Source organism: Mesorhizobium ciceri biovar biserrulae (assembly GCF_001618845.1).
In the GTDB taxonomy this organism is placed as follows: Bacteria; Pseudomonadota; Alphaproteobacteria; order Rhizobiales; family Rhizobiaceae; genus Mesorhizobium; species Mesorhizobium ciceri.
On sequence record NZ_CP015064.1, the window covers coordinates 3,060,601 to 3,084,376 of the forward strand.

Consider the following 23,776-nt stretch of genomic DNA (forward strand, 5'->3'; position numbering starts at 1 on the left):
GATCGTCAGCCTATCAAATCGTCTATTCTGATCGGCAGATCGCGAATGCGCTTGCCGGTGGCATGATAGACGGCACTCGCCACGGCAGCAGCCGTTCCGACATTGCCGAGTTCGCCCAAACCCTTGACGCCGGCAGGGTTGACCTGATGGTCGATTTCGGGGACCAGGATAACGTCGACCTGTTTGATGTCGGCGTTGACCGGCACGAGATAGTCCTGCAGGTCGCGGTTGACGTAGCGCGCGTGTCGCTGATCGATTTCCGTCGCCTCGTGCAACGCCTGGCCGACACCCCAGATCATGCCACCCATCAGCTGGCTGCGCGCGGTGCGCGTGTTCATGATGCGCCCGGCGGCGAAGGCCCCGACGATGCGCGGGGCCCGGATTTCGCGTGTATAGCTGTTGATGCGCACTTCGACGAACTCGGCGCCAAAGGCATATTTGACCGAATCTTCGTCGTTCTCTCCACCATGAAATTCCGACTGTCCGGCATAGAGTTTGCTGAGGGCTTCAGGCGAAGAACCCTTCGGCGCAAACTCGGCATATTCCTCGATGGCGCCGACTTGCATAGCCTTGAAGACATCAGCCAGCTTTGCGGATTTGCCGGTCTCGGTGACGACCTCTTCGTCCTTCAAGTCCAGCTTCGCATTGCCCGAACCGGCCAGCGGAGCCCCCCTGCCCGCAGCGGCGGCGAACAGCTTTTCGCGTATCGCGTCGCAGGCTTTCATGACCGCCGAGCAGACACTGGCGGTCGAGATCGATCCGCCCGACACGGGAGCCGGCGGCAAGGCACTGTCGCCCATCTCGACGCTGATCTTGTCCATGCCGATGCCCAGTCTTTCGGCCGCCATCTGGCCGGCGATGGTGCGAACGCCGGTGCCGATTTCATGCGAGCCGCACTGGACTCGAACCTCGCCGTCGGCGGTGAGACGAACCCGGGCCGCGCAGGGCGCGGCGGCAGTCGGATAGATCGCCGTCGCACAGCCCATCCCGACCAGCCAGTCGCCGTCGCGCATCGAGCCGACCTTGGGATCGCGCTTCGACCAGCCAAAGGCCTCCGACGCCTGGTCGTAGCACTTGATGAGTGAGCGGCTGGAAAATGGCTTGCCTCCGATGGGCTCCTTCTCCGGTTCATTGATGCGACGAAACTCGACAGGATCCATGCCGAGGGCCACAGCCATTTCGTCCATGGCGTTTTCCAGCGCGTAGACATAAGGCGTCTCCGGCGGCGATCGCATGTAGCCAGGCGTGTTGCGGTCGGCATGAACCAGCGAAACATGCGTCAGAACGGCGCCGTAATTGTACATGCGCGCGGTGGCGGACGTGCCGCCGACGACATAAGGGTCAGGGCGTGACGTCACCTCCCAGGCCTCATGTCCGAACGCCGTGATGCGGCCGTCCTTGCCGGCGCCCATGCGGATCCGATGCCGCGTTTCGGCGCGATAGGTCTGCGTACCGAAGGCTTGCATGCGATTGACGACGCAGCGAACCGGGCGGCCAATGCGTCGCGCCGCGACGGCAACGATAGCGGTGCGTGCCGTCATCGGCCCCTTGGAGCCGAAGGCACCGCCGATATAGGGACTGACGATCCGCACATTGGCCGGATCGAGCTTCAGCTGGCGTGCCAGTTCCACCTTCCAGCCCGTAACATTCTGGCTGGGCTCGTGTATCGTCAACTGGTCGCCTTGCCATATTGCGGTGGTCGAAAACAGTTCGATCGGATTGTGATGCTGGGTCGGCGTCGAATATTTTTCGTCGATCTTTACCGTCGCATCCGCCCAGGCGGCATCGAAATCACCGGCCTTCGCATCCTCCTTGAACATAGGGTTTTTGCCGGCAGCCGGCTCCATCTTCACGCCCTTGGAATCAAAGCTGGCGGCCGGCCGTTCGTCCTCATAGTCGGCGCGGATCAACATTGCGGCTTCCTCCGCCGCCTCGAAGGTCTCGGCAACCACCAGAGCGATGATCTGACCGTCGTGAAAAACCGTCTTGTCGTGCAAAGGCCCGATCGAACTTGCGCCGGTGTTGCCGAATTTCGGCGTGTCGGTCTGGTCCATATCGTCATAGGTGACGATGTCCAGCACACCGGGTACGGCCCGGGCGTCTTTCGTGTGAAGTCCCGAAACCTTGCCCCGGGCAATGCTGCTGGTGGCAAGGGCACCGTAGGCGACGTTGGCCGTGACGATGTCGGCGGGATAGCCGGCCTGTCCGGTAACTTTTAGCCGGGCGTCAATGCGGACAACCGGATCGCCCTGGTTTTCCCTGGGGGCGGGTGCAGCTTGGTTCATGGCTCAGCCCTTCATATCCCGGGTTTCGAGCAGCGCCCGCACCAGCGTGCGCTTGCCGAGCGGTATCTTGAATGCGTTATGCTCGCGCGGTCTGGCATCGGCGAAGGCAGCCTCGGCAGCCTCTTGCGCCGCGGCTTCGTCAAGCACTTTGCCCTGTAGCGCGTCCTCTGCTTCGCGCGCCCGCCACGGCACCGTCGCCACACCACCAAGCGCAATGCGCGCACTCCTTACCGTCTCGCCATCCATGTCGAGCGCAACAGCCGCGGACGCCAACGCAAACGCGTAGGATTCGCGATCGCGAATCTTCAGATAGCGCGACCGGCTGCTCCACCGTTCGAGCCGCACTTCGATGGCGGTTATGAGCTCGTCGGCGGCGAGATCCGTCTCGATGTCGGGCGTGTCGCCCGGCCGTTTGTGCAGCTTGGCAAATGCAAGCGTGCGCCTTCCCCGCGGACCTTCGATCTCGACGGTGGCATCGAGCGCAACCAGCGCCTGCGCGAAATCGCCGTGATACGTGGCGATGCAGGCATCGCTCGTACCCAGCACGGCGTGTTGGCGATTGGACCCTTCCATCGCAGCGCAACCGGAGCCGGGTTCGCGCTTGTTGCACGGCCAGGAAATCTCTCGAAAATACTCGCAGCGCGTACGTTGCAGCACATTGCCGCCCAGGCTCGCCATGTTGCGAAGCTGACCGCTGGCGGCGAATTTCAGGCTGTCGGCAAGGGCCGGGCAACGCCGCCGGACGTCATCGTTGTCGGCTGCTTCACCCATGCGGACCAGTGCACCAAACCGGATCGTGTCATCGTTTATCCTGATCTGCCGCAAGGCTGGCTCGGCAAGAGTGTTGAGGTCAAGCAGTCGGTCCGGCCGCGCGACACCGAGCTTCATGTAGTCGGCCAGATTGGTGCCGCCGGCGATGAATTGCGTGTCGGCGCCGGTTGGCGGAACGCGCACGGCATCGACACGGGATGCCATGGCGATTGCAGCGGAGACGCTGGTTGGTCTTTCATAAACGAAGGGGCGCATCCTAGGCCCTCCTGATCTCGTCGCGCGCCTGGACGATCGCCGCAACGATGTTGGGATAGGCCGCACAGCGACACAGATTGCCGCTCATGTATTCGCGAATGTCATCTTCCGACCCCGCATGGCCTTCGTTGATGCAACCGATGGCGGACATGATCTGACCCGGTGTGCAATAGCCGCATTGAAAGGCATCGTGGTCGACGAAGGCCTGCTGGACCGGATGCAGTTCCCCGTCCGTCGAGGCCAGGCCTTCCACCGTTGTGATCTCCCGCCCCTGGTTCATGACGGCAAAGCTCAAGCAGGACAGTACCCGCTTTCCATCGATCAGAACCGTGCAGGCGCCGCACTGACCGTGATCGCAACCTTTCTTGGTGCCGGTCAGGCCGACGTGGTCGCGCAGAGCGTCAAGCAGGCTGGTTCGATTGTCGAGCGCGAGATTGTAGGTCTGTTTGTTGATACGCATTGAAACCGCCGACAAGTCGCGCGGTTCGGCTGGCTTTGCGGACGCTGGCTGGGCAGCTCTCGTCGGGGAATTCACAAGCGGCATCGCCGCCGCCGCCGAAACAGAGGCCGTCATGAACATGCGTCTGCTCAGGCCACTGGACATCTTGGCATCGGACATGGCTGGCTCCGGGCTGGCTGGGTCTCAAGCGGCCCAAACCAGTCGCGGAGGACAAAGTTCCCTCCTCACGAGCCTGTGATCCTTTTTTCTGCGGGCGGGATCGATGTAACCGGAACCTCACCTGTCGAGCGATGGTTGTGTGCCAAGAGCCGGTGTGTGCCAAGGGCCGGAAGGAGGCGATCATGAGCGATGGTCGGCATGACAAGGACGATGACAATGGACCTGTGTTCTCTGCGGAGCAGGCGAGACAGGGCGAGATCATCCTGCGAACGCGCACGCGTCGGGTTATCTTCATAGCCGGCTTGGTCGGTATCGTGATCCTGGTCATCGCGGTCAGATTGGCAATCGGCTGAACCAATTCCGCCAGGCGCGAAACCGTGCCCGGTCGCCAGGAACCTTTTACGACCAGTTGTCGTTGACTGGCCACGGTCAAAACTCCTGGGAGTTCTCCCGTGGACGCGAAAACCCAAACCGAAGAATCTGAAACCGGCGACACGCACGCCACGTCACGCAGGGCCACCTCAGAGGCGGCGCCAAAGCACCGGAGAGACGTCGGTCAGGAGCACAAGCAGGACAAGCAGGCCGGAGAACCAAAGCCCAGCCTGCTGAGCTTCCCTCGGCGGCACCCTTACATATCCATCGCCATCCTGCTCGCAGTGCTGCTGATTGCCGTAGGGCTGGTCTTGTGGTGGCTGGACCCGCGTCAGTATGAATCGACCGACGATGCTTTCATCGACGCCCGCACGGTGACGATCGGTGCCGAGATATCGGGTCGTATCACCGATGTCGCGGTCACCGACAACCAGTCTGTGAAAGCCGGCGACGTGCTCTTGCGCATCGACGACAGCGACTATCAGGCAAGCCTGGCGGAAGCCGACGCCGGTGTGGCCTCGGCGCAGGCCGAGATCGTCGATGTCGGTGCACAGATCGAAGCACAAAACGCCAAGATCGATGCGGCACAGAAGCAGGTGGCGCAGGCCCAGGCCGCGCTCGAGTTTGCCAAAGCGGAGGACAAGCGCAACCGTGAGCTGCTGGCCAAGGGAACCTCCACCCAACAGCAGGCGGAACAGGCCGCTTCTACCCTGCGCCAGGACCAGGCCGCCCTCGACAGCGCCGGAGCAAACGTGGCAGCCGCGAAAAGCCAGGTCACTGTTCTGCAGGCACAGACCAAGAGCGCGGAAGCAAAGCTCAATCAAGCCAAGGCCAGCCAGGAGCAGGCCCGCACCATGCTGTCGCGCACCATCATAACCGCGCCTGTCACCGGTCGCGCCACCAGTATCACGGCCGCCAAGGGCACCTACGCCCAGCCTGGTCAGGTGCTGATGATGTTCGTTCCCGACGAGGTCTGGGTGAAGGCTAATTTCAAGGAGACCCAGCTTGATCTGATGCGGCCGGGACAGCCCGTCGACATCGATATCGACGCCTATCCCGAAAAGAACTTCCACGGCCGCGTCGACAGCATCCAGGCGGGCAGTGGCACCGCCTTCAGCCTGCTGCCGGCCGAGAATGCCACCGGCAACTTCGTCAAGGTGGTGCAGCGCGTGCCCGTGAAGATCGTCTTCGACCGACCGCCGGGCGTGCTGCTGGGTCCAGGCCTGTCGGTGGTGCCGACAGTCAAGGTGAGATGAGCGCCGTCGAAATGGCTGGTGAACGGAGCGAAAGCCGGTCCGCCGCCGGCGGGCGCAATCCGTGGCTGATCGCCGTCGTCGTCTCGATCGCCACCTTCATGCTGGTGCTCGACACCTCGATCGCCAACGTGGCGCTGCGCAACATCGCCGGCAGCCTCGCGGCCGGGATGGACGAAAGCACCTGGGTGATCACCACCTATCTGGTCGCGAATTCCGTGATCATCCCGGTTAGCGGCTGGTTGGCCAGCGTCATCGGCCGCAAGCGTTACTACATGCTTTGCGTGGCGATCTTCACCATAGCGTCGCTGCTGTGCGGCCTGGCGCCCAATCTGGAAATGCTCATCGTCTTCAGGATCCTGCAAGGCCTCGGGGGCGGCGGCATGGCACCCAGCGAACAATCCATTCTCGCCGACACCTTTCCACCCGAAAAACGCTCCCAGGCATTTGCTCTTTACGGCATTGCCGTCATCGTCGCACCGACAGTCGGGCCGACCATCGGCGGTTGGCTGACCGACCATTTCTCCTGGCACTGGATATTCTTCATCAATGTCCCATTCGGCATCATGTCGCTTGCCTTGGTGCAGTGGCTGGTGGTCGAGCCTGATGTGCTCGAGCGCGAACGGCAGGAACGGTTGAAGGGCGGCCTCAGAATAGACTGGGTCGGTTTCATCCTGGTCGCCACGGCACTCGGCTGCCTGGAGATCTTTCTCGATGAGGGCCAGCGCAACGACTGGTTCGCATCAGGTTTCATCGTGACCTTCGCGGCGATTTCGGCGGTCTCATTCCTGCTGCTGATCCCGTGGGAATTCAGTCGCCGCGATCCGATCGTCGACGTCCGCCTGCTGTTCAGCCGCCAGTTCGGCACATCGTTCCTGGTGATGATGGCGGTGGGCGCCGTGCTGTTCAGCACCACCCAGTTGATGCCGCAACTGCAGCAGACCGCCTTCAACTATACGGCGACCCTGTCGGGCCTGTCGATGATGCCGGGTGGCATCGCAATGTTGATGCTTATGCCGATTTCCGGATTTGCCGGCGCCATCGTCCAGCCCAAATACCTGATCATGGCAGGCATGTCCGTCGTCGCTGTCGCGCTCTGGCATATGACATCGCTCACCCCGGACGTCAGTTTCGGCTTCTTTGCCTTCGCGCGCATCTTCCTGATGATCGGTTTGCCGTTCCTGTTCATCCCCATCTCGACGGCGGCTTACGTCGGTCTTGCTCCGCAGCAGACGAACCAGGCGTCGGCACTCATCAACGTTGCCCGTAACATCGGCGGAAGCATCGGTGTGTCGCTGTCCAACACGGTGATAGCCCAGAACGCGCAAATCCATCAGGCAAACCTCGTCGGCCACACGGCACAGTCGTCACCGGCCTACCAGCAGGTTCTGCGTCAGGCGACCGAGCACTTCGTGGCTCAAGGCTCGCCGATGATCGACGCAAAACAGCAGGCGCTCGGCTGGATAGGACAGTTGATAGCGCGGCAGGCCTCATTGCTCGCCTATATCGATGTCTTTCGGTATTGCGCGGTAGCGACCGCACTGCTCGTTCCCCTCGCCTTGCTGCTGCGCTCTCCCCGGCCCGAAAAGCGTTAGCTCGCGCCGCGGCGGTGTATGGCGCTGCCCCGCCATGCGGCTTCGGCTTCGCGAACTTCCGTTGGAACCAGCGCGTCGAGTCGACGTTCAGCCCTTGTGCAACAGGAGGAGCTGGCCATGCCACGAGGCGACAAATCGAAGTACACTGACAAGCAGGAGCGTAAAGCCGACCACATTGCCGAAGGTTATGAGAAGCGCGGGGTTTCCGACAAGGAGGCAGAGCGGCGCGCATGGGCAACCGTCAACAAGGACGATGGCGGCGGCAAGAAGGAAGGCGGTTCGGGCCGCGGCAAACACACGGGCCATCCGGCGGCGCACAAAGGCGGCAAAAGCGGCGGCAAGGCATCGGCATCACGATCTGCCGCAAGCCGATCGGAATCGGCAAAGAAAGCTGCAGCGACCCGCAAGCGCAATGCGGAACACCGTGCCCATTGATCTGACGGCGGCGCTCAATGGGGCCGAACGATGGAAGGACAGGGATGAAATCGCAGCTCGTCAATGAGATCGGCGGACAAAGGACATTTGTCCTGGTGCTCGACCCAGGCGAAGAAGCGTTCGCGGCACTGACCGCCTTCGCGGTCGACCAGAAGATCGGCAGCGCGTCCCTGACCGCCATAGGGGCTTTCGAAAAAGCCACCGTGGGCTGGTTTGATCCGGACGCGAAGACCTACCGCAAAATCCCTATCGACGAACAGTGCGAGGTTCTGAGCGCGATCGGCGATGTCGCACTGGGTGATGACGATAAGCCCAGCCTGCACGTCCATGCGGTGCTGGGATTGAGCGATGGCACCACCCGGGGTGGACATCTGCTTGACGGCATCGTTCGACCAACGCTCGAAATCACCCTGGTGGAAGCGCCCGGCCATCTGCGCCGCAGCAAGCGCCCGGATCTCGGTGTCGCGCTCATCGATCTGGACGATTGATCTCCAGCCGCTCTGGCTCGTTCTCAGGCCTTCTTGCTCCGCTCAGCAGGTGCTGTGTCCGGCGCCGCTTCCCACCCGAACACGCTGCGCCCGCCAAGCAGATGCGACTGGTCGAATTCTCCCGCGACAATTTCCTTCAGGCTGGGGCCGGTTGCGTATCGTTCGACTTGCCGCGACTGATCGTCGAGCCGCCTCAAGGCACCGATTTCCTCATCGCGACCGAGCTTTGCCTTTTGCACGGCCGACTTCAGAACCCCGATCGTCTCATCATAGACCTTCAGCGGCACTGGAAATGGATGCCTGTCCTTGCCGCCATGCGCCAGCGAGAAGCGGCCGGGATCGGAAAAGCGGCAAGGCGCGCCATGCACCACCTCGGCAACGAGGGCCAGCGCGCGCACCGTGCGCGCGCCGACGCCGGGGACCAGAAGGAGCTCGGCGAAATCGGTGGGACCGCGGTCTGCGGCGGCGGCGATATTGCCGTGAAGACGATGCATGACGACATCGCTTTCGCGAACGTCATGATGGGCCGGCATGACCAAATGCGGCAGCAGCGGCTGCTCCGGTTCCTGCCGGCGCCTCGGCTCCGCGCAACGCTCCAATGCCGCAAGCTCGCCCAGGATGCGATCGGGTCCGAGCTCCTGCAAAAGGTTCAGTTGCCCTTGGCGCGACGCGTCGGCGCGCCTGTCGGTCAGGTTGACGATCTCGCCTTGATTGATGCCCTCGATGGCGGCATGCGGCTGGTCGACAAAACTCTTGAGCCCCTCGGAGAGCCAATGGTAGCGGCGCGCCGCCTTGCTGTCACCGTTCATGCCTTGCTGCACCACGACCCAGCGACCGTCATCGGTGACGATGAAACCATGCAGGTAAAGATCGAAACCGTCCTGGACTGCGGCGCTGTCGACCTTGGCGACAAGACGGCTGACGGTGGCCAGGCCCGCTCCGTCAAAGCCGACGCGTTGGCCGATGGCTTCGAGTTCATGCGGGGTTTTTCGCGAATGCGCGCCGCGACCACCGCAGACATGAATGCCGAGCTCGCCGGAAAGCGGCGTGAGGCCACGCTTCAAAGCGCCCACGACGCTGGTCGTGATCCCCGACGAGTGCCAATCCATGCCCATGACAGCACCAAAGGACTGAAACCAGAACGGATGTGCCAGCCGCAGCAGCAGTTCGTCTCGACCATAGTGATGAATGATCGCTTCGCACATCACGGCGCCAAGACGCGTCATGCGGTCGCCGAGCCATTTTGGCACGCGCCCGCCATGGAGTGGAAGATCAGCACTTCCCGATCGTTGCGTCACGTCTGCTACCCGTTCTGGTGTCCGTTATTCTCTTAACAGATAGGCAGCCAAACCGCGCAAGGAAGCATGGACACTTTCCGCCGAGCCGAGTTAGCGAACGTCAAGTCCAGTTCGAGAGAACCGTTTCCATCTCAACCGTCTCGACCTGCTGCGCGAAACGTTGGTGGTAAACGGTCAGCAGTGCGTCGTGGGTTGCATCGGAAGAACTGCATAGCGCGTCCGTGACGAGAACCACGCGATAGCCGAAATCGATGGCTCCGAGCACCGTGGCCAGAACGCAAACATCCGTTTCGCCACCGGTGATGACGAGCGTATCGATGCCGCGCTCCACCAGGAAGGCTCTGAGGCGCCCTTCGAACCAGGGCGAGTAGATGTGCTTGTCGATGATCGCCGCTGGCGGGCAGTAGCCGGCTAAAGACGGCAACAGTTCGGTCATTTCAGGCCCGATCGTCTCGATCGTCTGTGAAGCCCAGCGCTCATAATAGCGCTTCCATGTGCCGACGCCCTGCCCCGGCTTCTTGGCTGGCAGGAAGCGTGTAAAGACCGTCTGCGGCGCGCGTCTTTCGACCAGCGTCTCGATCTGCGGGAGAACCCGGGTGATCCAGGGTGTTGCCCATTGAGACGGCTCGGCAAACAGCCGCTGCATGTCCACGCAGACATGCATGCATCGATCGCCCAGGGGACCGTATGCCAGCCCCGGCATCGACATCAGTGCTTCTCCGACCGGCCAAGCATTCCCTGACTCCTCATTTTGCCAGCAAAGACACGCAACGCCGCGCGCAAGCACTGGTTCCTGAGATAGCCAACAGGAACCGACGCAAATGACCGGCGTTTTCGCTGTGATGAATGGAGGTGCTCGCATGAGACCGCGCGAGAGGCGTTGGAGCCGCAAGTCAACCGGGGCGCCAAAATGGAACTGAGCGGAGGATGTCTCTGCGGCACGATCCGCTTCCGCGTTGGAAGCGAACCGAGAGTGCATTACTGCCATTGTGATATGTGCCGGCGAGCGACCGGCAGTGCGTTCGCGGTTCTGGCCTGGGTGCCTTCCCAAAGCGTGACCTGGACCGATGCGACGCCGACCTATCGCAGGTCTTCGCCGATTGCCTGCAGGGGGTTTTGCTCCGCCTGCGGATCGCTGCTCAGCCTCGCCTATGACGCATCGCCGGGAGAGATCGCGCTTCATGTCGGAACGTTCGACGATCCGGCTCGCCTGGAGCCGCGCTACAATTATGGATCGAGGCAGCGACTTGGCTGGGTTTGCTGCGGAATGGACCTGCCGCACCACGACACCGAGGAGCGATGGTGAAACCATGTCTGAAGGGGAAGCCTGATGAGCATGTTTTACCGGGCGGCCAAGATTGCCGAAGAGGTCCACCAGGCACAGCGCGACAAGACCGGGCGACCTTATATCGAGCACTGTCGCCGTGTCGTTGACGCGGTCGAAACCAAGGATCAGAAGGTCGTCGCCTATCTCCATGACGTCCTGGAAAAGGGCGAAGGCTGGGACCGGACCAGATTGGAAGAGGCCGGTTTTGGCCCGACGATCGCGTCGGCCGTCGACGCCATGTCGCGCAGGGACGGCGAGGATTACTTCGCGTTCGTGCGACGAGCGGCATCGAATCCATTGGCGCTGCCGGTGAAGCGCGCGGATCTGGCGGACAATATCTGGCAGGCACGACAGGCCGGGGCATCAACCGTCAGATACGAGGAGGCACTACGCATCCTTGATGAAGAGTTTCCACGCGGTTAGCACCTGCCTTGAATTTCAGCTCGCGCCGATGAGAACGGGCCATCTACTCCGTGACGTGGGGCGTATGCCTTCTGTCCTCCGCGGGCTCGACATCGATGCGCGCCTTTTCCGGATCGAATGCACCATGACGTGCAATGGCCCGCGCCGCGGTTTCAGGCGTCTCGTATGCCCACATGAAATCGTCAGCCGAGCTGCCCACGGCATGGACGCGCCAGTAGCTCGCGGTACCTTTCAAAGGGGAGCGGCTGGTGGTGTTCGTTTTTTCGAAAAGGTCAAAATAGATGTCTTCGAAAGGAATATAGAACACGGGCTCATGTCCTTCTTCCTGAAGCACTTTCGCCCGTTCCGTGGCAGCGACTATGGCGTCGGAAAATCGTACCGTCACCGTGCCCGCAAACGGTTCTATGGCCAACTGGCCAGCATGGTGTCTTGAGATTGCGCCTGAAGCTTGCATCCAAATTCTCCCTGGCTGCCGATTGATTGCGAGACCGCATTTCGGTTCGTCATGCATGGAGACGAAATGCGCGGCGATGCGTCAGGTTCCGGCCTTTACTATGGGGTCGACGGCGCCCCTCCTTCAGCGCGTGCCATGGCTATCGAGAAACGCAGCCAACATTCGTGAAACCTGATCAGAAGCCTCACGCGTCGGGAAGTGTCCGATGCCATCCAGAACCACCCGCCTGTAGAACGCGGTGAAATGCTCTTCGAGCCCCTCTGAAGACTGGGCAAACACAACGCGGTCGTCACCACCGTGAAGCGTCAGGATCGGCACGGTGATGATCTTGACCGTTGCTTGCCGGCGGGCGAGTTCGGCATAACGCGGATCGGGCTCGGCCTCTTCCCACCGGACCCGATAGGAATGCAACGTCACATCCGCCCAGTCAGGATTTTCGAACGAGCTCGCAACGCCATCGAAAATGGCGTCGTCGAACCAGCCTAATGGACCCCAGCTGTCCCACTGATACCTGGCGAATTCCTTGCCGTTCTTTCGTACGAACTCGGCGCCCCGTGCGGTCGCCATGAACCATTGATACCAAAATGCTTTCGCCTGTTCGGGCGTCGGCGTTGCTGGTTTGCCTGGTTGCCAGCCGAGGGACAGCGCAGCACAGCACTTGATGCGGTCCGGAAAAACCGACGCGAGCAGATAGGATATCCGAGCGCCCCAGTCATGTCCGACAACTGCAAAGCGGCTGATGCCAAGCGCATCTGCAAAATCCAGCACATCCTGCGCCATCGCGGCAATCTCGCCCGAGCGCATGGTTTCTTTAGACAGGAACGATGTCGGCCCAAAGCCTCGCAACCAAGGGGAAAACGTCCGGAAGCCAGCTTCATGAAGCATCGGCGAAATACGAGCGTATGTCGTCGCGTCGTCGGGCCAGCCATGCAGCAGGATAACCGGGGCGCCGTCCTGCGGTCCACCATCGAGATAGGCGACGCGCAGCAGAGGTGTGTCGCAATGTGAGACGGAGTTCATTTGCTCTGAGGCACCGTAGCTGGCTGGTCGCCGCCAGTCGTGGGGCCTGGTCTGGCGGCCTGATCAACCTGTGGGTTCTTGTTGCCGGTGGCTTTCATCGGCTCGGTGTTGTTGTCGCAGGCGCCGAGCGCAAGGGCAGCGGCCAAGACCAGGAATGAAAAGAACCTCTTCATCGAAACCTCCTCTGGTTGATGCCCGGCAAACGAGGTTCCGCCAATTTGGTTGCCCGACCGGGGTCCTCAAGACGCCATGGGATTGCCGATCAACGCTTCGAGCTATTGGAATCGGCCGCAACTGTCGGGTCAGGCAGAACCGGGCCACGTTCAGTCTCCGAACCCTCAGCTTCGATCTCCTGCACGGCCCGATCCCAGTGCTCCTGCTCGCGGCCTACCGGCCGGCCCTCTTGTTCCCAGATTTCATGGGCCCGTCGTTTGATCTTTTCGTCCCTGCTGTCCATGGCTAGATCCTCCAATTCGTCAGTCTCAATTCCGGGCCATATTTTTTGTTCCTCCTCTGTCGGCAACAGCCGCTGCCGGATTTCGGGAAGGCCCTTGTAGATTGCATGGGATGACCGGCTTGGTAAATTTCGTACCGATATTTTTTCGTGACACACCTATGCTCGCAGTTTTATGAATCAGGCTATCGGCCAGCGCCGAGCACGTCCCTCTCCGATCCCACTGCCCGGCGCTCAAAGCCGGATCGCCCGTCGCATCGACATGGCGGGCTGTTGCTTCGATTGGAGGTGACGCTCATGCGGGAATTGCCGAAAGACATCGACGCCGATGTGGTCATCGAAATCAGCAAGCTGCTGGACGACAGCCCGCTTTTCGTCCCGGTGCGGGTTCATGAACTTGCGGCCAGGGTGAGGCAGAGGGTGAAGACCGGCCTGCCAGACCTTTCGATTGAAGAACTGATCGTGGAGATGGCCTCCGTACGTCAGCTGGCCATGGCCTTTGATCTGCCTGGATCGGAGAATGTCGTGCAAATCCCGGTGCGGTATCGCCGCTAGCACTGCGACATCAAACGCTCCATCCGGAGGTCAGAACAAGCGACGCCTCAAACATCTGCGCACCGATCTCATCGCGTACCTTGACGGTTATCTTGACGAAATCGCAGTCGGGCATTTCGTCTTGCGCGACATCCTGCAAAATACGAATTGCTTCCGCTCTGGCTTGTTCCCGGGATTCGAACAGCTGCCCGTCATCGTCGGGTACCGCGCCGTCACCGTTTTGAAGATCAAAATAGTACCGTTTCATTTTTCCTGCCGCGCTGGAACATCTGGCGTTTCAATGATTCCGCTTCATGGTGGTTCCTGCCCGCTGGCCGTGCTGGTGACGACGTGGTCGTTCAACGCACCGCAGGGCGAAGCGCCGATATGAAAAGCACCAGCAACGCCAAGGCGTTGAGGCCTGCGGCGATGGCATGCGAATACTCCCATTGGCGCCGCAGCAGCTCCCAGTTTTCAGGGAGGACAGTCCAGTTCCGGGTCGCCTGATTGATTGGATAGGTCAGCGTCCAGAAGGCAAACTGCGTGGCGCCGATGCTTAGAAAGGCGACAACAACCAAGCCGAAAGATGCGCTCGCTCGATAGAGCAGGATCGCCAGGGCGGCCGTGGAGAGCAATGCTCCCAGCACCACGATGCCGAACAGGCTCCATCCATCATAGGCGCGCTGCGCAGCCAGATAGTTTGGCCCGTCGAGCTTCATCTTGTTGAACATAGCGAAGAAATGCGCGGCGGCCGGAGCGAAAGCCAGGGCAACGAAAATGAAGCTGACCACTCTCAGACTATAGATTGCCATGTCGGTCTCCTCTCCGGAGACAGCTAGGGCAATCGCCAAGGTTGAAAAGGTCGCTTTAACGGCGGCTTCCGCCCGCGATCGTATGATCTCAAGCGGGGTCGTTTTTTAGCACTCACGCATCTATCTCGGAACATTTTTTTTGGGTGCTGGTTCTACCCAGTGAAGGGACGAACCTTACCCAGGGAGATTTCCCATGAAACGTGTTCTCATTACCAGCATGCTGGCCATCGGGCTCGGCTGTGGAACGGCGGTGGCTCAGACACAACAGACCGAAAGCCAATCTGGCGCAGACGCCAACTGCGCTTCCGGGCAGGCTGACTGCCAGAACGGCTCCAAGATGGGCGAGCAGGCCCAGGGCAAAGCCAAGCTGAAGACCGACGAGCAGGCTCAGGGCAAGGCCGGCACCACCACCGACCAGCAGGCCCAGGGCAAGGCCAAGCTGAAGACCGATGAGCAGGCTCAGGGCAAGGCCAGCACCACCGACCAGCAGGCCCAGGGCAAAGCCAAGCTGAAGACCGACGAGCAGGCTCAGGGCAAGGCCGGCACCACCACCGACCAGCAGGCCCAGGGCAAGGCCGGCACCACCACCGACCAGCAGGCCCAGGGCAAGGCCTCGACACAGGATACGACGTCGACCGGTTCCATCAACAACGTGACGGTGGAGCAGAAAACCCAAGTCACTCAGATCATCCGGGAGACGAAGGTCGAGCCTGTGTCCAATGTCAATTTTGACATCAGCGTCGGCGTCGAAGTTCCGCGGCACAAGGTCAGGCTGCATCGGCTGCCGGCTCGTATCGTCAAGATCGTTCCCGCTTACGAAAGCTACGAGTATTTCGTGCTTGCGGACGGTCGGATCGTCATCGTTGATCCGGATACGTTCAAGATCGTGCTGATTTTGACCTGATATGTCCGACGAGTGGTCCGCCCTCCAGAGGGCGGACCGTCATTGCCGGACTGCTATGGATTCAAAGCAACTCCGAAGAGAACCGCAAGCGGCAGGTGATACAATCTGCCACCGCATGGCGGACTCGGCTAGAGACGCCCGAGCACGACCAGGATTATGACTATAAGCAGCAGAAGACCGAGGCCGCCGCCCCCGTAATAGCCGGTGCCGTAGAATGGCCCGCCGCCAAGTCCACTAAAGCCGCCAAGCAATGCGATAATCAGAATGATGATAAGAATTGTGCCGAGACCCATGACTTGCTCTCCTGTTTGCGGCTTCGCGCCGTGTAGACGGAGCGGCGGTCGCCGGCTGATGAGAATATGAACTCGCTACAAGCCTTCCTGTTCCCGATTGAGACCTCATCGACGCTGCAAGGTCTGGCCGCTCAAAGTTGTTTAGGCGAACAAAGGTCATCCCGAGACGCCCGAATAGCCCTGGTCTTTCAGCAATCCAGCGAGATGGGCGGCGTTTGAGGCTGCCATTTCGATCGCACCCGAGACTTTTTCCGGAGTAGCCGGCAGGTCGACATAGTTGACGTCCTCCATCGCCTCGCCAACCCAGTAGACCCCGCCATTGGCCGGGATGGTGAAGCCGACATCGTTCAATGCCTGAAAGCATTCCGCGTGGCAGTGATGCGCACCGTCCTCATTACCGACGATGGCCACCAGGGCCACCTTTCCTGCTGCCGGCATTCGCCCTCTGTCATCCGTCTCCTCGAGAAAGGCATCCATCCGCTCCAGGACGCGCTTGGCCACACTCGAGGGCTGGCCAAGCCAGATCGGAAGCCCGAGCACGAAGATGTCGGCCGCCAGTATCTTCTTTCTGAGTTTCGGCCAATCGTCGCCCTCGCCCATGTCGGAGAGCACGCCGGGCTTGATATCGTGGCTGAGCGCACGCACGATCTCGCCCTTCACATCGTATTGCATCAACGCCGCCAGGACATCGGCGAGCAACCGATCGGTGGAGGATTTTTCCCTGTCGTTCGAAGCTTTGAGCGAGCAATTGAGTGCGAAGGCCGTAAGCGGCATGTGAATCTCCCTGCATTGTCCTAATTGCAAACCGCCGCGACGACTTCGCGACTGCCCATTCGCCCGTTGCGGGATCGCCCGGCATTCTAACGCCAGGGTTAAATGCTTGTTCCGCAGGCGGACCAACAGGGCCGGTGGATGGCCCCCTCCTCCCACTTGGTGACGGTCGAGCCGGCTCAGAAAGCGGGCTGGTCCTTGAGCACAGACGTTGGAGAACGGACAGCGGCGAGCGACGCAGACTGAACTGGTGGGGCAACCTATTCGTTCGCTCTTCGTTTTCTTCTGAGTTCCCGAAAATGGATAGACGATGCTCGTCCAGACCCTCGAAGCAGGCGATATGCAGCTGGCGGTATCCACGGCCGGCGATCCGCGCCGACCGGCCTTGATCCTTCTGCACGGCTGGCCCCATTCCCGGAAAATCTATGATGGTGTGCTCGATGAACTCGGCACGCGATACTTTACGCTGGCTTTCGATCTTCCGGAGATCGGTGAATCGCGTGGCACTCCGCCGTCGGCGGAAAAGAAGGTTCTTGCCGATATTGTGATTTCAGCCGCCGAGGCGCTTGGGGCCAAATCCATCGTCGTTGCAGGCTTTGATGTGGGCGGCATGATTGCCTTCGCTGCTGCTCGCCATCATGGCGGTCGCATCGTCGGCGCGGTGCCGATGAATACGGTTATCCCCGGCCTTCATCCATGGACGAAGGTAGTCGCAAACCCGGGCATCTGGCACTTTGCGTTTCATGCGGTGCCTGAGTTACCGGAGTTGCTGGTGACGGGCCATCAACGCGCCTACTTCGATTTTTTCTTCGATCTGCTCGCCGGCCGTCCCGAAGCATTGACCAATGAAATGCGGGAGACGTTGACGCAGGCCTATGCGAGGCCGGAGGCACTTAAGGCCGGCTTTGATTGGTATCGCGCGTTCAAGCAGGATGCCGAGGCCAATGCCCCGGCGCGCATCGAAGTTCCGATCCTTTATATCCGCGGCGACGCGGATTTTGGATCGATCGACGATTACCTCGAAGGTCTGAGGATGTCTGGCGCAAAGAACCTGCAAGGTCACATGATCGCCAACTGCGGCGAATTCCTGCCGATCGAGGCACCGGCAGAATTCGTCAAGGCGCTGGTGGAATTCGCACCGAGATAGTGAAGCGATCCGCGTTATGCAGGTGCCTACTGGCTCGTGGAAGTTACGCGCCAGACCGTGTTCCCGACATCGTCGGCGATCAGCAGCGCGCCGGATTTGTCGACGGCAACGCCGACAGGCCGCCCGTGCGCCTTGTTATCCTTGCCGAGGAACCCGGTGACGACGTCCTGCGGCTTGCCATCTGGATGACCGTCTTTGAACGGCACGAAAACGACCTTGTAGCCGTTGAAGCTCTTGCGGTTCCAGCTACCATGCTCGCCAACAAAGGCGCCGTTGCGATAGAGCTCCGGCAGGTTGGTTCCAGTGTAGAACGTCAAGCCCAGAGGTGCGACGTGGGAACTCAAGGCATAGTCGGGAGGGATCGCCTTGGCGACGAGGTCCGGCCGCTGCGGCATCACGCGCGGGTCGACATGCTGACCATAGTAGCTGTACGGCCAACCATAGAACGCGCCGTCCTTGACCGAGGTCATGTAGTCGGGAACCAGGTTAGGACCGAGCTCGTCGCGCTCGTTGATCACAGCCCACAGCGCGCCGCTCTGCGGCTCCCAACTCAGCCCGTTGGGATTGCGCAGGCCGCTCGCGAAAATACGATAGCGGCCAGTGGCCCTGTCGACTTCCCAGATGGCGGCCCGGTCCTTTTCCGCCTGGATGCCGTTCTCGGTGATGTTGCTGTTGGATCCGATGCCGACATACAGCCGAGACCCGTCGGGGCTGGCCACGAGAGACTTTGTCCAGTGGTGATCGATAGGTCCGCCGGGCAATGGCGTCAGCACGGCGCCCGGCGCGGTGATCTTGGTGTCGCCCGACGTGTAGGGATAACGCACGATGGCGTCGGTGTTGGCGACGTAGAGATCGTTGCCGACCAGGGCCACGCCAAAGGGCGAATTGAGATGATCGAGGAAGACCTCCTGGACATCGGGCAGACCATCGCCGTTCGTATCCCGCAGCAGGGTGATACGGTTGCTTCCTTCGGTGCCGCCGCCCGAGGTCGCCATCGACTCGATCCAGCCCATGATCAGGTCTTTCGGCCGCTTGATCGCGGCACCGGGAGGCGCCACGGATTCGACCACCAGAACGTCACCATTCGGCAATGTGTAAAGCGAGCGCGGATGCCTCAAGCCCTTGGCAAAGGCCTGGATTTGCAAACCCTTGGCGACGGTCGGCTTCTCGTCTTGTTTCCAACCGACGACCGACGCGACATGCATGGGCGGCACCAGATACTGAATAGGTTCAGGCAGCGTCGGGTTTGCTCCGACCTGATCGGTGGGATCCGGTTCGTTATCGCTGCATGCGGGCAGCGCCAAAATCGATCCGAACAGCAGACCGAGGCTCGCGATACGCCGGATATGTCTGGCGGAGACATTCATTCGACCACCTCCACGTGAGTGCGACCGGAGCTCCATCCCAGCAGTCCCAGCAAGAGGATAACGATCACGGCGACGGCGGACAGGATGAGCCCCGTCGGCACGACCGAGGTCCAGGCATCACGGCTGTGCACCAGTGCGTTGAAGAGCGATATGACGAGCACGACGAGGCTGCCAAGGAGATATGGCCATGCAGGCCCGGCTTGACGGGCAAGTCGGCCGGTAGACAAATCGACAAGTGCTGCAAGGACCGCGAGCACGCCTACAACCAGGCCGGCAAGGAGCAGCCAGGCGGAAAAATCTGCCCACATCATTTCAGCGCTTCGCCAATAGGCAACGTCGGTCAGCAATGTGCCGACGAAACATGCGTTTGCGACCGCCATCGGCGTTTTATGGAACGGACGCCTGGCTGCCACCAACACGGATCGGGCACGGGCCATGGACATTCTCCACCTTTGAAGCTGTACCTGTCCTCCAAACCAACTTGTGGTTGGGAGGTTCCCGGAACCGTTTTGCGTTCAAGAACTCGTGATGGCGCTGGCAATGCGACAGAACGGCTCGGCGCGCGATGCTCATGCGGAGTTGGCGCGCAATGTCCTCAAGGTGATCGAGTAGCGGTGCAGGTCAACCGCCGGAATGCTGTGCTCCCATTCCATGCGCGATGGTCCGGTCATGAGATACGCCGACCTTGGTTCGACGACGATGGTCCGGCGGTCCCATTTGGTGCCATTCTTCCGCCGGAGCCGGAAGCTGCAAGGCGCCAGCAACGAAACACCCGCAACGTCTTCGAAATGAGGCTTGTCTCGATGCCAGCCGATGCCGGCGCCGGGCCGGTATTCGTTGATCAACACTTGCGCGAAGGCGTTGGCGGGCCGGCCTGCCAACGCTGCGATCTTGTCGCGCAGGGACAGCAGGAAGTCAGGGATCGGCGGCGCCTCGACGACCTGGCGTCTGTCGTAGTCGTAACGCAGGCCAAAACCGACGACGCGCCGGTTTGCCAGATGGCCATGGAAATCGAACGCCTCGAACGGCAGGCCTTCCAGATGCCGGGCAAGTTCCGTTTCTTCTTGCGCCGTGATCAACTCGGGCTGATAGAAGAAACCTTCCGGTAGGTCGTCGGCAGCACCAAAGAGATCGTGCTGAAGCCCGGATGAGCCGGAGTCGGGTGTTTTCGATTTGGGTGTCGCCATCCCAGCTAAGATGGTGAAGGCCAGCCCGCCTGGCAATATCGGAACCTGGCCAGCCAATCTGCACCCACCCTGCGGACGTCACCCCAACGACGGACAGGGCCTGCCAATCCGGACTTTATCGAGGGACTGTATTCAACTCAGGATTTCGCGAGCATGCCTTGAACGCGACCGAGGGAGTTGCGTGCATGTACGTACGGTTCTTACCAAACCGTGAGCTTTCGTTGCCAGTTGCTTGTCGGCAACTAGATTGGCAACGCGGCATCCCCAAAACATGCCGCAGTGGCCGGCGCGGGTTTAGGCAACGGTGTCTCACCGGCATCATCGCGCCGGCCACTCGAAATGTCCGCTGGCGGCTCTGGCGGAGAAGCCTCCGTTGGCCCGGCGCGCTCAAACGAGAGGCCGCTCCTGCCTCGCGGGATGCTTCGAGCCCAAATCTCCGACCAGCCGGCGGTACTGGGTTTCGGGTGGACCGTAAGAATCTCGCGCCAACGTCATGAGACCGTCTCGATCGCGGATCGTAATCTCTCCGCGGCGCGCTCGGATATAACCGTAACTTTCGATCATCTGGAGGCCGACGGTAACCCCCGGACGCCTCACACCAAGCATGATGGACAGAAATTCATGGGTTATCATAAGCCTGTCGCCGACAGTGCGGTCGCTGCACATCAAAAGCCATCTTGCCAGTCGAACTTCCAGGCTCTGCCGCGCGTTGATCGATGCCGTATAGCTTGTCTGAACATGGAAATATTGGACATAGCGCAACAGGAACGACCGCAATGTAGGGCTGTCCTCCAGGGCTTCGACGAAGGGGACAGCCTCTATCCGGAGAGCCTCGCATGTCGACTGGACGTAACAATCAAAGTTGGCCTGGTCGTCCCCCATGACCAGGGCCGAACCGGTCATTCCTTCGAACCCGATGATTCCGACTTCGGCTTCGGTCGCAGGCGAAGTCCTCGCCACTACCGAGGCCAGCCCGCTTTCCAGAAAATAGACGGCTTCGATCTTCTGCCCCGCGGTCTCCAGCGGCGCGCGCAACTCAAGAAAAACACTCGCCAGATGCGGACGTAGCCGCGCGAAATCGTCCGCGCTCATCCGGCGAAGCAATTCGCTCTTGGCTTGCAGTGTCTGGTAATCCACGAGACTCTTTTCCCTTGGGCAAGAGCACTGGGATCTCTTAGCCGGCCGCGCCCGTCGAACGAGCGGACGGTAACGAACCATAGACTTCGTCTCGCGCAGCACTAGACGGGCGGGCGCGTTGGTATGAAACCGACAGTTACTGCTGAAGACTCGAAGGCCTTGTTGGCTGACTATCTTTCGCCAGCAAACGAGCCTCCCGCAGAATAGAGGCGCGATCGAACCCGAGGAGCGATATGATTTCGCGTATCTGTTGTTCAGTGGCGCCTGTATCCCGCGCCAGCGCGGTCATCGCGCCCACTGGCAGACCGGGGTGCTCGGGCTCCTTCGCCGTGCAACACCATGCCTCGTGATGGGCAAGAGCGATGGTCACTCCCAAGCGTCAGCGCCCCAACTGTGCTGCTGACGATTTCCTTTTGTACGCTTCCGTACGGAGCTTTGCGAGTCAATTCGGACGGAGGCTGAGTTGAGGCTTCTAGCGTCCTTGCGTCGTCCGTCCGTCGCCCCCGGAATTGTTCGGAACGATTGCTCGGCTGAGAGGTTCAAATATTCCACCCAACAGGAGTCTCGAAAGATGGATCACACCAACCACGTACGCCTCACAAGCACCGAGCTGACACCAGACATTCTCGAAGACGCCACGATTTACGACGCAGACGACAACAAAGTCGGCAGCGTTTCGCATGTGCACGGCTCAGGAGCCGCCAGTCAGGTCGTCATCGATGTCGGCGGCTTTCTCGGCATTGGCGCCAAGCCGGTGGCCGTTCCCGCAAGCCAGTTGGAATTCATGCGCGATGAAGACGGCGACGTTCACGCGGTGACGAACTGGACCAAGGATCAGCTCAAGAGCATGCCCGAGCATCACGATGCATGATTTCAAGGACTTCACCTTGAACGGGAGCGGCCACTCGGCCGCTCTCTCTTAGGCGCAACAGGGTGGACAGACGATGCGGCGCGAAACCGGAGCCTGCTTCTGCGGAGGGATCGCCGCAGCCCTGGACGGAGAGCCTTTCTGGATATGCTACGATCACGACGACGATTGCCGCCGGGCCATCGGAAGTCCGCTGACGATCTGGGTTGGTTACCGGCCGAAGCAATTTCAGCTCCTTAGAGGGACGCCGAAGGCCTTTTCCCAAACGCCAGGCGTCACCCGCACGTTCTGCCCAGACTGTGGAAGCTCGATAGGCTATAGCGACGAAGGCCTGCCGGACGAGTTCTATGTGACGATCGGCTTCTTTGACAACCCTGAAGGGTTTCGGCCGCAAGCCCATGCCTATTGGGACCTGAGGCTGCCGTGGATCGAGTTTGATGACAGCCTGCCACGCATCGACCGATATTCAAGGAAACCCGCGCGACCGGTAGTCGCGGTGCGTGACGCCAGGATATCGGCGGAACCTGACGATCGCTAACGGGTTATTCGGGCAGACCTGTCGGGTGCGACCATGCCATCGACCGTGATCCGAAATGCGCAATACGATCCCGCCACCAGGATCCTGTCGGTCTGGTTTGTGCCGAGCGGCATACGCTACGAATATGAGGATGTTGCACCGGCAACTTATGCCGCTTTCACCAAAGCTTCCTCAAAAGGCCGCTTCTTCAATGAGTTCATCCGCGACCGCCATCGGTACCGCCGCGTGGCGTGACAAGTTTGGACATGAGCAGGCGATGCACGGAACCTGACCGGCATCGTCTCGTTGACGTCTCGTCATCGAAGCAAGCCAGGCCACGACAGTGTTCATCTGGACATGCTCAGGTGTTCGCACCGGCAAAGATCGATCGGAAAAGGCTTCAAGGGAGTTCAAGAGCCATGACGGCCAAGAAGCAGAAGACCGAAAGCAAGGACAAGAAGGCATTGCGCTTGGCAGAGACCACCGACGTCTCACCCAAGCAAGCCAAGGAGCTCATGCAAAAGCATGGCAAGGACAACCCCAAGGTCGAGAAGGAAGCCAGAAACTTCAAGGCGGAAGGATAGGATCCGCATGAGGCGACCTGTATGGCCCCTGCAGGTGATCGGCCAGGCAATTCGGGATTAAGGGGGTGCCCCGGCCTTTTCGGCCGCGAGCGCAAAAGGAAAGCGCAGCACCAGGTTGCGGTTCTCGTCAAAAATCTCGAAGGTCAATCCGGTACGCAGCGGCCTGCCATGCAGCAGCTCTTCGGCAAGGATTTCCTTCGCCGACGCCATCGCGTTTTCCTCAGCGCTCGCGAGATCAGAAAATTCCTGGCCCTCGGGATCCTCCTGCAAGCTTCCGCTCTCATCTCGAAGGTCGAAAAAGTACCTGGACATGCCGACTGAACTCCTGCTCATCGCGACGGTAGCATCGGAAGCGCCAGCCTCAGACTTCAGTGCCTGATGTCCCCGGATTGTCGAAGAGCACAGCGAGGCCATGCTCGATGGCGCAGGCCGCTATCAGATCATCGAAGGCCTTTCCGGAAAGCGGGCAACTTGGCATCACCTCTCGAATTGCGGTCCCGGCCTTGGCGGTAGAGATCACATCGTGGCGTTTCTTGCGTGTCTCGACATATTGCTCGACCAGGATTTTCAGGCGCCTCACCGCAACGTCGTCCGTAAACATGGATT

The 23,776-nt window shown here is 60.7% G+C and carries 33 protein-coding genes; 14 read left to right on the forward strand and 19 right to left on the reverse strand.

Features of this window, described 5'->3' with window-relative positions; translation table 11 throughout:
• Positions 1-5: 5 nt before the first annotated feature.
• From A4R29_RS14145 to A4R29_RS14155, 3 genes are read right to left on the reverse strand one after another with little or no spacing between them, the layout of a single operon-like run.
• On the reverse strand, positions 6-2,285 hold the full coding sequence (locus tag A4R29_RS14145) for a xanthine dehydrogenase family protein molybdopterin-binding subunit (protein ID WP_063172163.1): 2,280 nt from the start codon (positions 2,283-2,285) through the stop codon (positions 6-8).
• Between the two features lie 3 nt (positions 2,286-2,288).
• Complete coding sequence (locus A4R29_RS14150) at positions 2,289-3,311, reverse strand: FAD binding domain-containing protein (RefSeq protein ID WP_063172164.1); 1,023 nt, start codon at positions 3,309-3,311, stop codon at positions 2,289-2,291.
• Between the two features lies 1 nt (position 3,312).
• The gene (locus tag A4R29_RS14155; protein WP_063172165.1) at positions 3,313-3,930 is read right to left on the reverse strand and encodes a (2Fe-2S)-binding protein; all 618 of its coding nucleotides are present in this window, start codon (positions 3,928-3,930) and stop codon (positions 3,313-3,315) included.
• A 182-nt stretch (positions 3,931-4,112) separates the two neighbouring features.
• On the opposite strand from A4R29_RS14155, the gene A4R29_RS14160 reads away from it, so the two are divergent.
• The 5 genes from A4R29_RS14160 to A4R29_RS14180 all read left to right on the forward strand — a co-directional run bounded on the left by A4R29_RS14160 (position 4,113) and on the right by A4R29_RS14180 (position 8,073).
• Positions 4,113-4,283, forward strand: a complete 171-nt coding sequence (locus A4R29_RS14160; RefSeq protein WP_082827566.1) for a hypothetical protein — start codon at positions 4,113-4,115, stop codon at positions 4,281-4,283.
• 99 nt (positions 4,284-4,382) lie between these two features.
• Positions 4,383-5,558, forward strand: a complete 1,176-nt coding sequence (locus A4R29_RS14165) for an HlyD family secretion protein (protein ID WP_244506961.1) — start codon at positions 4,383-4,385, stop codon at positions 5,556-5,558.
• Positions 5,555-7,150 (forward strand): DHA2 family efflux MFS transporter permease subunit, encoded by a 1,596-nt coding sequence (locus A4R29_RS14170; protein ID WP_063172168.1) that lies wholly within the window; start codon positions 5,555-5,557, stop codon positions 7,148-7,150. Before A4R29_RS14165 ends, A4R29_RS14170 begins: the two co-directional genes overlap by 4 nt.
• Before the next feature lie 117 nt (positions 7,151-7,267).
• A complete protein-coding gene (locus A4R29_RS14175; RefSeq protein ID WP_013531559.1) occupies positions 7,268-7,585 on the forward strand; it encodes a hypothetical protein in 318 nt (105 codons plus the stop codon).
• 44 nt (positions 7,586-7,629) lie between these two features.
• Entirely contained in the window at positions 7,630-8,073 is a 444-nt protein-coding gene (locus A4R29_RS14180) for a PPC domain-containing DNA-binding protein (protein ID WP_027161655.1), read from the forward strand.
• Positions 8,074-8,096: 23 nt separating this feature from the next.
• Here the strand turns inward: A4R29_RS14180 and A4R29_RS14185 are convergent, their stop codons facing one another.
• Together A4R29_RS14185 and A4R29_RS14190 are read right to left on the reverse strand one after the other, a co-directional pair.
• Positions 8,097-9,371 carry a DUF763 domain-containing protein gene (locus tag A4R29_RS14185; protein WP_063172169.1) on the reverse strand — a complete coding sequence of 425 codons (1,275 nt, stop codon included), beginning with the start codon at positions 9,369-9,371 and terminating at the stop codon, positions 8,097-8,099.
• A gap of 100 nt (positions 9,372-9,471) precedes the next feature.
• Positions 9,472-10,080, reverse strand: coding sequence for a cysteine hydrolase family protein (locus A4R29_RS14190; protein WP_013531556.1), 609 nt, complete (start codon positions 10,078-10,080; stop codon positions 9,472-9,474).
• 201 nt (positions 10,081-10,281) lie between these two features.
• Here A4R29_RS14190 and A4R29_RS14195 point away from each other — a divergent pair, with 201 nt between their 5' ends.
• Positions 10,282-10,677, forward strand: a complete 396-nt coding sequence (locus tag A4R29_RS14195; protein ID WP_082827399.1) for a GFA family protein — start codon at positions 10,282-10,284, stop codon at positions 10,675-10,677.
• Positions 10,678-10,701: 24 nt separating this feature from the next.
• Positions 10,702-11,121, forward strand: a complete 420-nt coding sequence (locus A4R29_RS14200; protein WP_027161658.1) for an HD domain-containing protein — start codon at positions 10,702-10,704, stop codon at positions 11,119-11,121.
• A gap of 43 nt (positions 11,122-11,164) precedes the next feature.
• On the opposite strand, the gene A4R29_RS14205 is transcribed toward A4R29_RS14200, so the two are convergent.
• The 4 genes from A4R29_RS14205 to A4R29_RS14215 all read right to left on the reverse strand — a co-directional run bounded on the left by A4R29_RS14205 (position 11,165) and on the right by A4R29_RS14215 (position 13,052).
• On the reverse strand, positions 11,165-11,575 hold the full coding sequence (locus tag A4R29_RS14205) for a DUF427 domain-containing protein (protein WP_013531554.1): 411 nt from the start codon (positions 11,573-11,575) through the stop codon (positions 11,165-11,167).
• A gap of 123 nt (positions 11,576-11,698) precedes the next feature.
• A complete protein-coding gene (locus tag A4R29_RS14210) occupies positions 11,699-12,595 on the reverse strand; it encodes an alpha/beta fold hydrolase (protein ID WP_063172171.1) in 897 nt (298 codons plus the stop codon).
• Positions 12,592-12,768, reverse strand: coding sequence for a hypothetical protein (locus tag A4R29_RS33085; protein ID WP_082827400.1), 177 nt, complete (start codon positions 12,766-12,768; stop codon positions 12,592-12,594). The genes A4R29_RS14210 and A4R29_RS33085 overlap by 4 nt, the downstream gene beginning before the upstream one ends.
• 89 nt (positions 12,769-12,857) lie before the next feature.
• The gene (locus A4R29_RS14215; protein ID WP_063173683.1) at positions 12,858-13,052 is read right to left on the reverse strand and encodes a DUF2934 domain-containing protein; all 195 of its coding nucleotides are present in this window, start codon (positions 13,050-13,052) and stop codon (positions 12,858-12,860) included.
• Between the two features lie 294 nt (positions 13,053-13,346).
• On the opposite strand from A4R29_RS14215, the gene A4R29_RS14220 reads away from it, so the two are divergent.
• Positions 13,347-13,604, forward strand: a complete 258-nt coding sequence (locus A4R29_RS14220) for a hypothetical protein (RefSeq protein WP_013531550.1) — start codon at positions 13,347-13,349, stop codon at positions 13,602-13,604.
• Between the two features lie 10 nt (positions 13,605-13,614).
• Here A4R29_RS14220 and A4R29_RS14225 read toward each other — a convergent pair whose 3' ends face one another.
• Both A4R29_RS14225 and A4R29_RS14230 read right to left on the reverse strand, forming a co-directional pair.
• Positions 13,615-13,851 carry a DUF6894 family protein gene (locus A4R29_RS14225; protein ID WP_027161660.1) on the reverse strand — a complete coding sequence of 79 codons (237 nt, stop codon included), beginning with the start codon at positions 13,849-13,851 and terminating at the stop codon, positions 13,615-13,617.
• A 91-nt stretch (positions 13,852-13,942) separates the two neighbouring features.
• The gene (locus A4R29_RS14230; RefSeq protein WP_013531548.1) at positions 13,943-14,395 is read right to left on the reverse strand and encodes a membrane protein; all 453 of its coding nucleotides are present in this window, start codon (positions 14,393-14,395) and stop codon (positions 13,943-13,945) included.
• A gap of 193 nt (positions 14,396-14,588) precedes the next feature.
• On the opposite strand from A4R29_RS14230, the gene A4R29_RS14235 reads away from it, so the two are divergent.
• Positions 14,589-15,299 (forward strand): DUF1236 domain-containing protein, encoded by a 711-nt coding sequence (locus A4R29_RS14235; RefSeq protein WP_063172172.1) that lies wholly within the window; start codon positions 14,589-14,591, stop codon positions 15,297-15,299.
• A gap of 128 nt (positions 15,300-15,427) precedes the next feature.
• Here the strand turns inward: A4R29_RS14235 and A4R29_RS33090 are convergent, their stop codons facing one another.
• Positions 15,428-15,592: a DUF3309 family protein gene (locus A4R29_RS33090; RefSeq protein ID WP_013531546.1), complete on the reverse strand. Its 165-nt coding sequence runs from the start codon at positions 15,590-15,592 to the stop codon at positions 15,428-15,430.
• 156 nt (positions 15,593-15,748) lie between these two features.
• Complete coding sequence (locus tag A4R29_RS14240) at positions 15,749-16,366, reverse strand: flavodoxin family protein (RefSeq protein WP_013531545.1); 618 nt, start codon at positions 16,364-16,366, stop codon at positions 15,749-15,751.
• Between the two features lie 307 nt (positions 16,367-16,673).
• On the opposite strand from A4R29_RS14240, the gene A4R29_RS14245 reads away from it, so the two are divergent.
• On the forward strand, positions 16,674-17,510 hold the full coding sequence (locus A4R29_RS14245; RefSeq protein ID WP_063168027.1) for an alpha/beta fold hydrolase: 837 nt from the start codon (positions 16,674-16,676) through the stop codon (positions 17,508-17,510).
• Positions 17,511-17,536: 26 nt separating this feature from the next.
• Here the strand turns inward: A4R29_RS14245 and A4R29_RS14250 are convergent, their stop codons facing one another.
• The 4 genes from A4R29_RS14250 to A4R29_RS14265 form a co-directional block, all read right to left on the reverse strand.
• Entirely contained in the window at positions 17,537-18,877 is a 1,341-nt protein-coding gene (locus tag A4R29_RS14250) for a PQQ-dependent sugar dehydrogenase (RefSeq protein WP_013531543.1), read from the reverse strand.
• Positions 18,874-19,314, reverse strand: a complete 441-nt coding sequence (locus A4R29_RS14255) for a DUF2231 domain-containing protein (RefSeq protein WP_063172173.1) — start codon at positions 19,312-19,314, stop codon at positions 18,874-18,876. Before A4R29_RS14255 ends, A4R29_RS14250 begins: the two co-directional genes overlap by 4 nt.
• Before the next feature lie 132 nt (positions 19,315-19,446).
• Positions 19,447-20,064: an alpha-ketoglutarate-dependent dioxygenase AlkB gene (locus A4R29_RS14260; RefSeq protein WP_063172174.1), complete on the reverse strand. Its 618-nt coding sequence runs from the start codon at positions 20,062-20,064 to the stop codon at positions 19,447-19,449.
• A gap of 387 nt (positions 20,065-20,451) precedes the next feature.
• Positions 20,452-21,201 (reverse strand): Crp/Fnr family transcriptional regulator, encoded by a 750-nt coding sequence (locus tag A4R29_RS14265; RefSeq protein WP_082827402.1) that lies wholly within the window; start codon positions 21,199-21,201, stop codon positions 20,452-20,454.
• Between the two features lie 571 nt (positions 21,202-21,772).
• Here A4R29_RS14265 and A4R29_RS14275 point away from each other — a divergent pair.
• The 4 genes from A4R29_RS14275 to A4R29_RS33095 all read left to right on the forward strand — a co-directional run bounded on the left by A4R29_RS14275 (position 21,773) and on the right by A4R29_RS33095 (position 23,170).
• Entirely contained in the window at positions 21,773-22,072 is a 300-nt protein-coding gene (locus tag A4R29_RS14275) for a PRC-barrel domain-containing protein (protein ID WP_013531539.1), read from the forward strand.
• 73 nt (positions 22,073-22,145) lie between these two features.
• Positions 22,146-22,607, forward strand: a complete 462-nt coding sequence (locus A4R29_RS14280) for a GFA family protein (RefSeq protein ID WP_167355176.1) — start codon at positions 22,146-22,148, stop codon at positions 22,605-22,607.
• Positions 22,608-22,640: 33 nt separating this feature from the next.
• Positions 22,641-22,841, forward strand: coding sequence for a KTSC domain-containing protein (locus A4R29_RS14285; RefSeq protein WP_063172175.1), 201 nt, complete (start codon positions 22,641-22,643; stop codon positions 22,839-22,841).
• A 164-nt stretch (positions 22,842-23,005) separates the two neighbouring features.
• Positions 23,006-23,170 (forward strand): hypothetical protein, encoded by a 165-nt coding sequence (locus A4R29_RS33095; protein ID WP_013531536.1) that lies wholly within the window; start codon positions 23,006-23,008, stop codon positions 23,168-23,170.
• A gap of 57 nt (positions 23,171-23,227) precedes the next feature.
• Here A4R29_RS33095 and A4R29_RS35630 read toward each other — a convergent pair whose 3' ends face one another.
• Both A4R29_RS35630 and A4R29_RS14295 read right to left on the reverse strand, forming a co-directional pair.
• On the reverse strand, positions 23,228-23,584 hold the full coding sequence (locus A4R29_RS35630; RefSeq protein WP_395387698.1) for a DUF6894 family protein: 357 nt from the start codon (positions 23,582-23,584) through the stop codon (positions 23,228-23,230).
• Positions 23,532-23,771, reverse strand: a complete 240-nt coding sequence (locus A4R29_RS14295) for a hypothetical protein (RefSeq protein WP_013531534.1) — start codon at positions 23,769-23,771, stop codon at positions 23,532-23,534. Before A4R29_RS14295 ends, A4R29_RS35630 begins: the two co-directional genes overlap by 53 nt.
• Between the last annotated feature and the right edge of the window lie 5 nt (positions 23,772-23,776).

Excerpts from the sequence above, each read along its gene's own strand:
- A4R29_RS14195 (WP_082827399.1), top strand. The coding sequence starts at position 10,282 with ATGGAACTGAGCGGAGGATGTCTCTGCGGCACGATCCGCTTCCGCGTT.
- A4R29_RS14215 (WP_063173683.1), bottom strand. The coding sequence starts at position 13,052 with ATGGACAGCAGGGACGAAAAGATCAAACGACGGGCCCATGAAATCTGG.
- A4R29_RS14180 (WP_027161655.1), top strand. The coding sequence starts at position 7,630 with ATGAAATCGCAGCTCGTCAATGAGATCGGCGGACAAAGGACATTTGTC.
- A4R29_RS35630 (WP_395387698.1), bottom strand. The coding sequence starts at position 23,584 with ATGGCCTCGCTGTGCTCTTCGACAATCCGGGGACATCAGGCACTGAAG.
- A4R29_RS14150 (WP_063172164.1), bottom strand. The coding sequence starts at position 3,311 with ATGCGCCCCTTCGTTTATGAAAGACCAACCAGCGTCTCCGCTGCAATC.
- A4R29_RS14250 (WP_013531543.1), bottom strand. The coding sequence starts at position 18,877 with ATGAATGTCTCCGCCAGACATATCCGGCGTATCGCGAGCCTCGGTCTG.
- A4R29_RS14200 (WP_027161658.1), top strand. The coding sequence starts at position 10,702 with ATGAGCATGTTTTACCGGGCGGCCAAGATTGCCGAAGAGGTCCACCAG.
- A4R29_RS33095 (WP_013531536.1), top strand. The coding sequence starts at position 23,006 with ATGACGGCCAAGAAGCAGAAGACCGAAAGCAAGGACAAGAAGGCATTG.
- A4R29_RS14175 (WP_013531559.1), top strand. The coding sequence starts at position 7,268 with ATGCCACGAGGCGACAAATCGAAGTACACTGACAAGCAGGAGCGTAAA.
- A4R29_RS14205 (WP_013531554.1), bottom strand. The coding sequence starts at position 11,575 with ATGCAAGCTTCAGGCGCAATCTCAAGACACCATGCTGGCCAGTTGGCC.
- A4R29_RS14235 (WP_063172172.1), top strand. The coding sequence starts at position 14,589 with ATGAAACGTGTTCTCATTACCAGCATGCTGGCCATCGGGCTCGGCTGT.
- A4R29_RS14275 (WP_013531539.1), top strand. The coding sequence starts at position 21,773 with ATGGATCACACCAACCACGTACGCCTCACAAGCACCGAGCTGACACCA.
- A4R29_RS14190 (WP_013531556.1), bottom strand. The coding sequence starts at position 10,080 with ATGTCGATGCCGGGGCTGGCATACGGTCCCCTGGGCGATCGATGCATG.
- A4R29_RS14280 (WP_167355176.1), top strand. The coding sequence starts at position 22,146 with ATGCGGCGCGAAACCGGAGCCTGCTTCTGCGGAGGGATCGCCGCAGCC.
- A4R29_RS14170 (WP_063172168.1), top strand. The coding sequence starts at position 5,555 with ATGAGCGCCGTCGAAATGGCTGGTGAACGGAGCGAAAGCCGGTCCGCC.
- A4R29_RS33090 (WP_013531546.1), bottom strand. The coding sequence starts at position 15,592 with ATGGGTCTCGGCACAATTCTTATCATCATTCTGATTATCGCATTGCTT.
- A4R29_RS33085 (WP_082827400.1), bottom strand. The coding sequence starts at position 12,768 with ATGAAGAGGTTCTTTTCATTCCTGGTCTTGGCCGCTGCCCTTGCGCTC.
- A4R29_RS14285 (WP_063172175.1), top strand. The coding sequence starts at position 22,641 with ATGCCATCGACCGTGATCCGAAATGCGCAATACGATCCCGCCACCAGG.
- A4R29_RS14240 (WP_013531545.1), bottom strand. The coding sequence starts at position 16,366 with ATGCCGCTTACGGCCTTCGCACTCAATTGCTCGCTCAAAGCTTCGAAC.
- A4R29_RS14160 (WP_082827566.1), top strand. The coding sequence starts at position 4,113 with ATGAGCGATGGTCGGCATGACAAGGACGATGACAATGGACCTGTGTTC.
- A4R29_RS14230 (WP_013531548.1), bottom strand. The coding sequence starts at position 14,395 with ATGGCAATCTATAGTCTGAGAGTGGTCAGCTTCATTTTCGTTGCCCTG.
- A4R29_RS14155 (WP_063172165.1), bottom strand. The coding sequence starts at position 3,930 with ATGTCCGATGCCAAGATGTCCAGTGGCCTGAGCAGACGCATGTTCATG.
- A4R29_RS14225 (WP_027161660.1), bottom strand. The coding sequence starts at position 13,851 with ATGAAACGGTACTATTTTGATCTTCAAAACGGTGACGGCGCGGTACCC.
- A4R29_RS14255 (WP_063172173.1), bottom strand. The coding sequence starts at position 19,314 with ATGGCCCGTGCCCGATCCGTGTTGGTGGCAGCCAGGCGTCCGTTCCAT.
- A4R29_RS14220 (WP_013531550.1), top strand. The coding sequence starts at position 13,347 with ATGCGGGAATTGCCGAAAGACATCGACGCCGATGTGGTCATCGAAATC.
- A4R29_RS14210 (WP_063172171.1), bottom strand. The coding sequence starts at position 12,595 with ATGAACTCCGTCTCACATTGCGACACACCTCTGCTGCGCGTCGCCTAT.
- A4R29_RS14145 (WP_063172163.1), bottom strand. The coding sequence starts at position 2,285 with ATGAACCAAGCTGCACCCGCCCCCAGGGAAAACCAGGGCGATCCGGTT.
- A4R29_RS14260 (WP_063172174.1), bottom strand. The coding sequence starts at position 20,064 with ATGGCGACACCCAAATCGAAAACACCCGACTCCGGCTCATCCGGGCTT.
- A4R29_RS14295 (WP_013531534.1), bottom strand. The coding sequence starts at position 23,771 with ATGTTTACGGACGACGTTGCGGTGAGGCGCCTGAAAATCCTGGTCGAG.
- A4R29_RS14245 (WP_063168027.1), top strand. The coding sequence starts at position 16,674 with ATGCTCGTCCAGACCCTCGAAGCAGGCGATATGCAGCTGGCGGTATCC.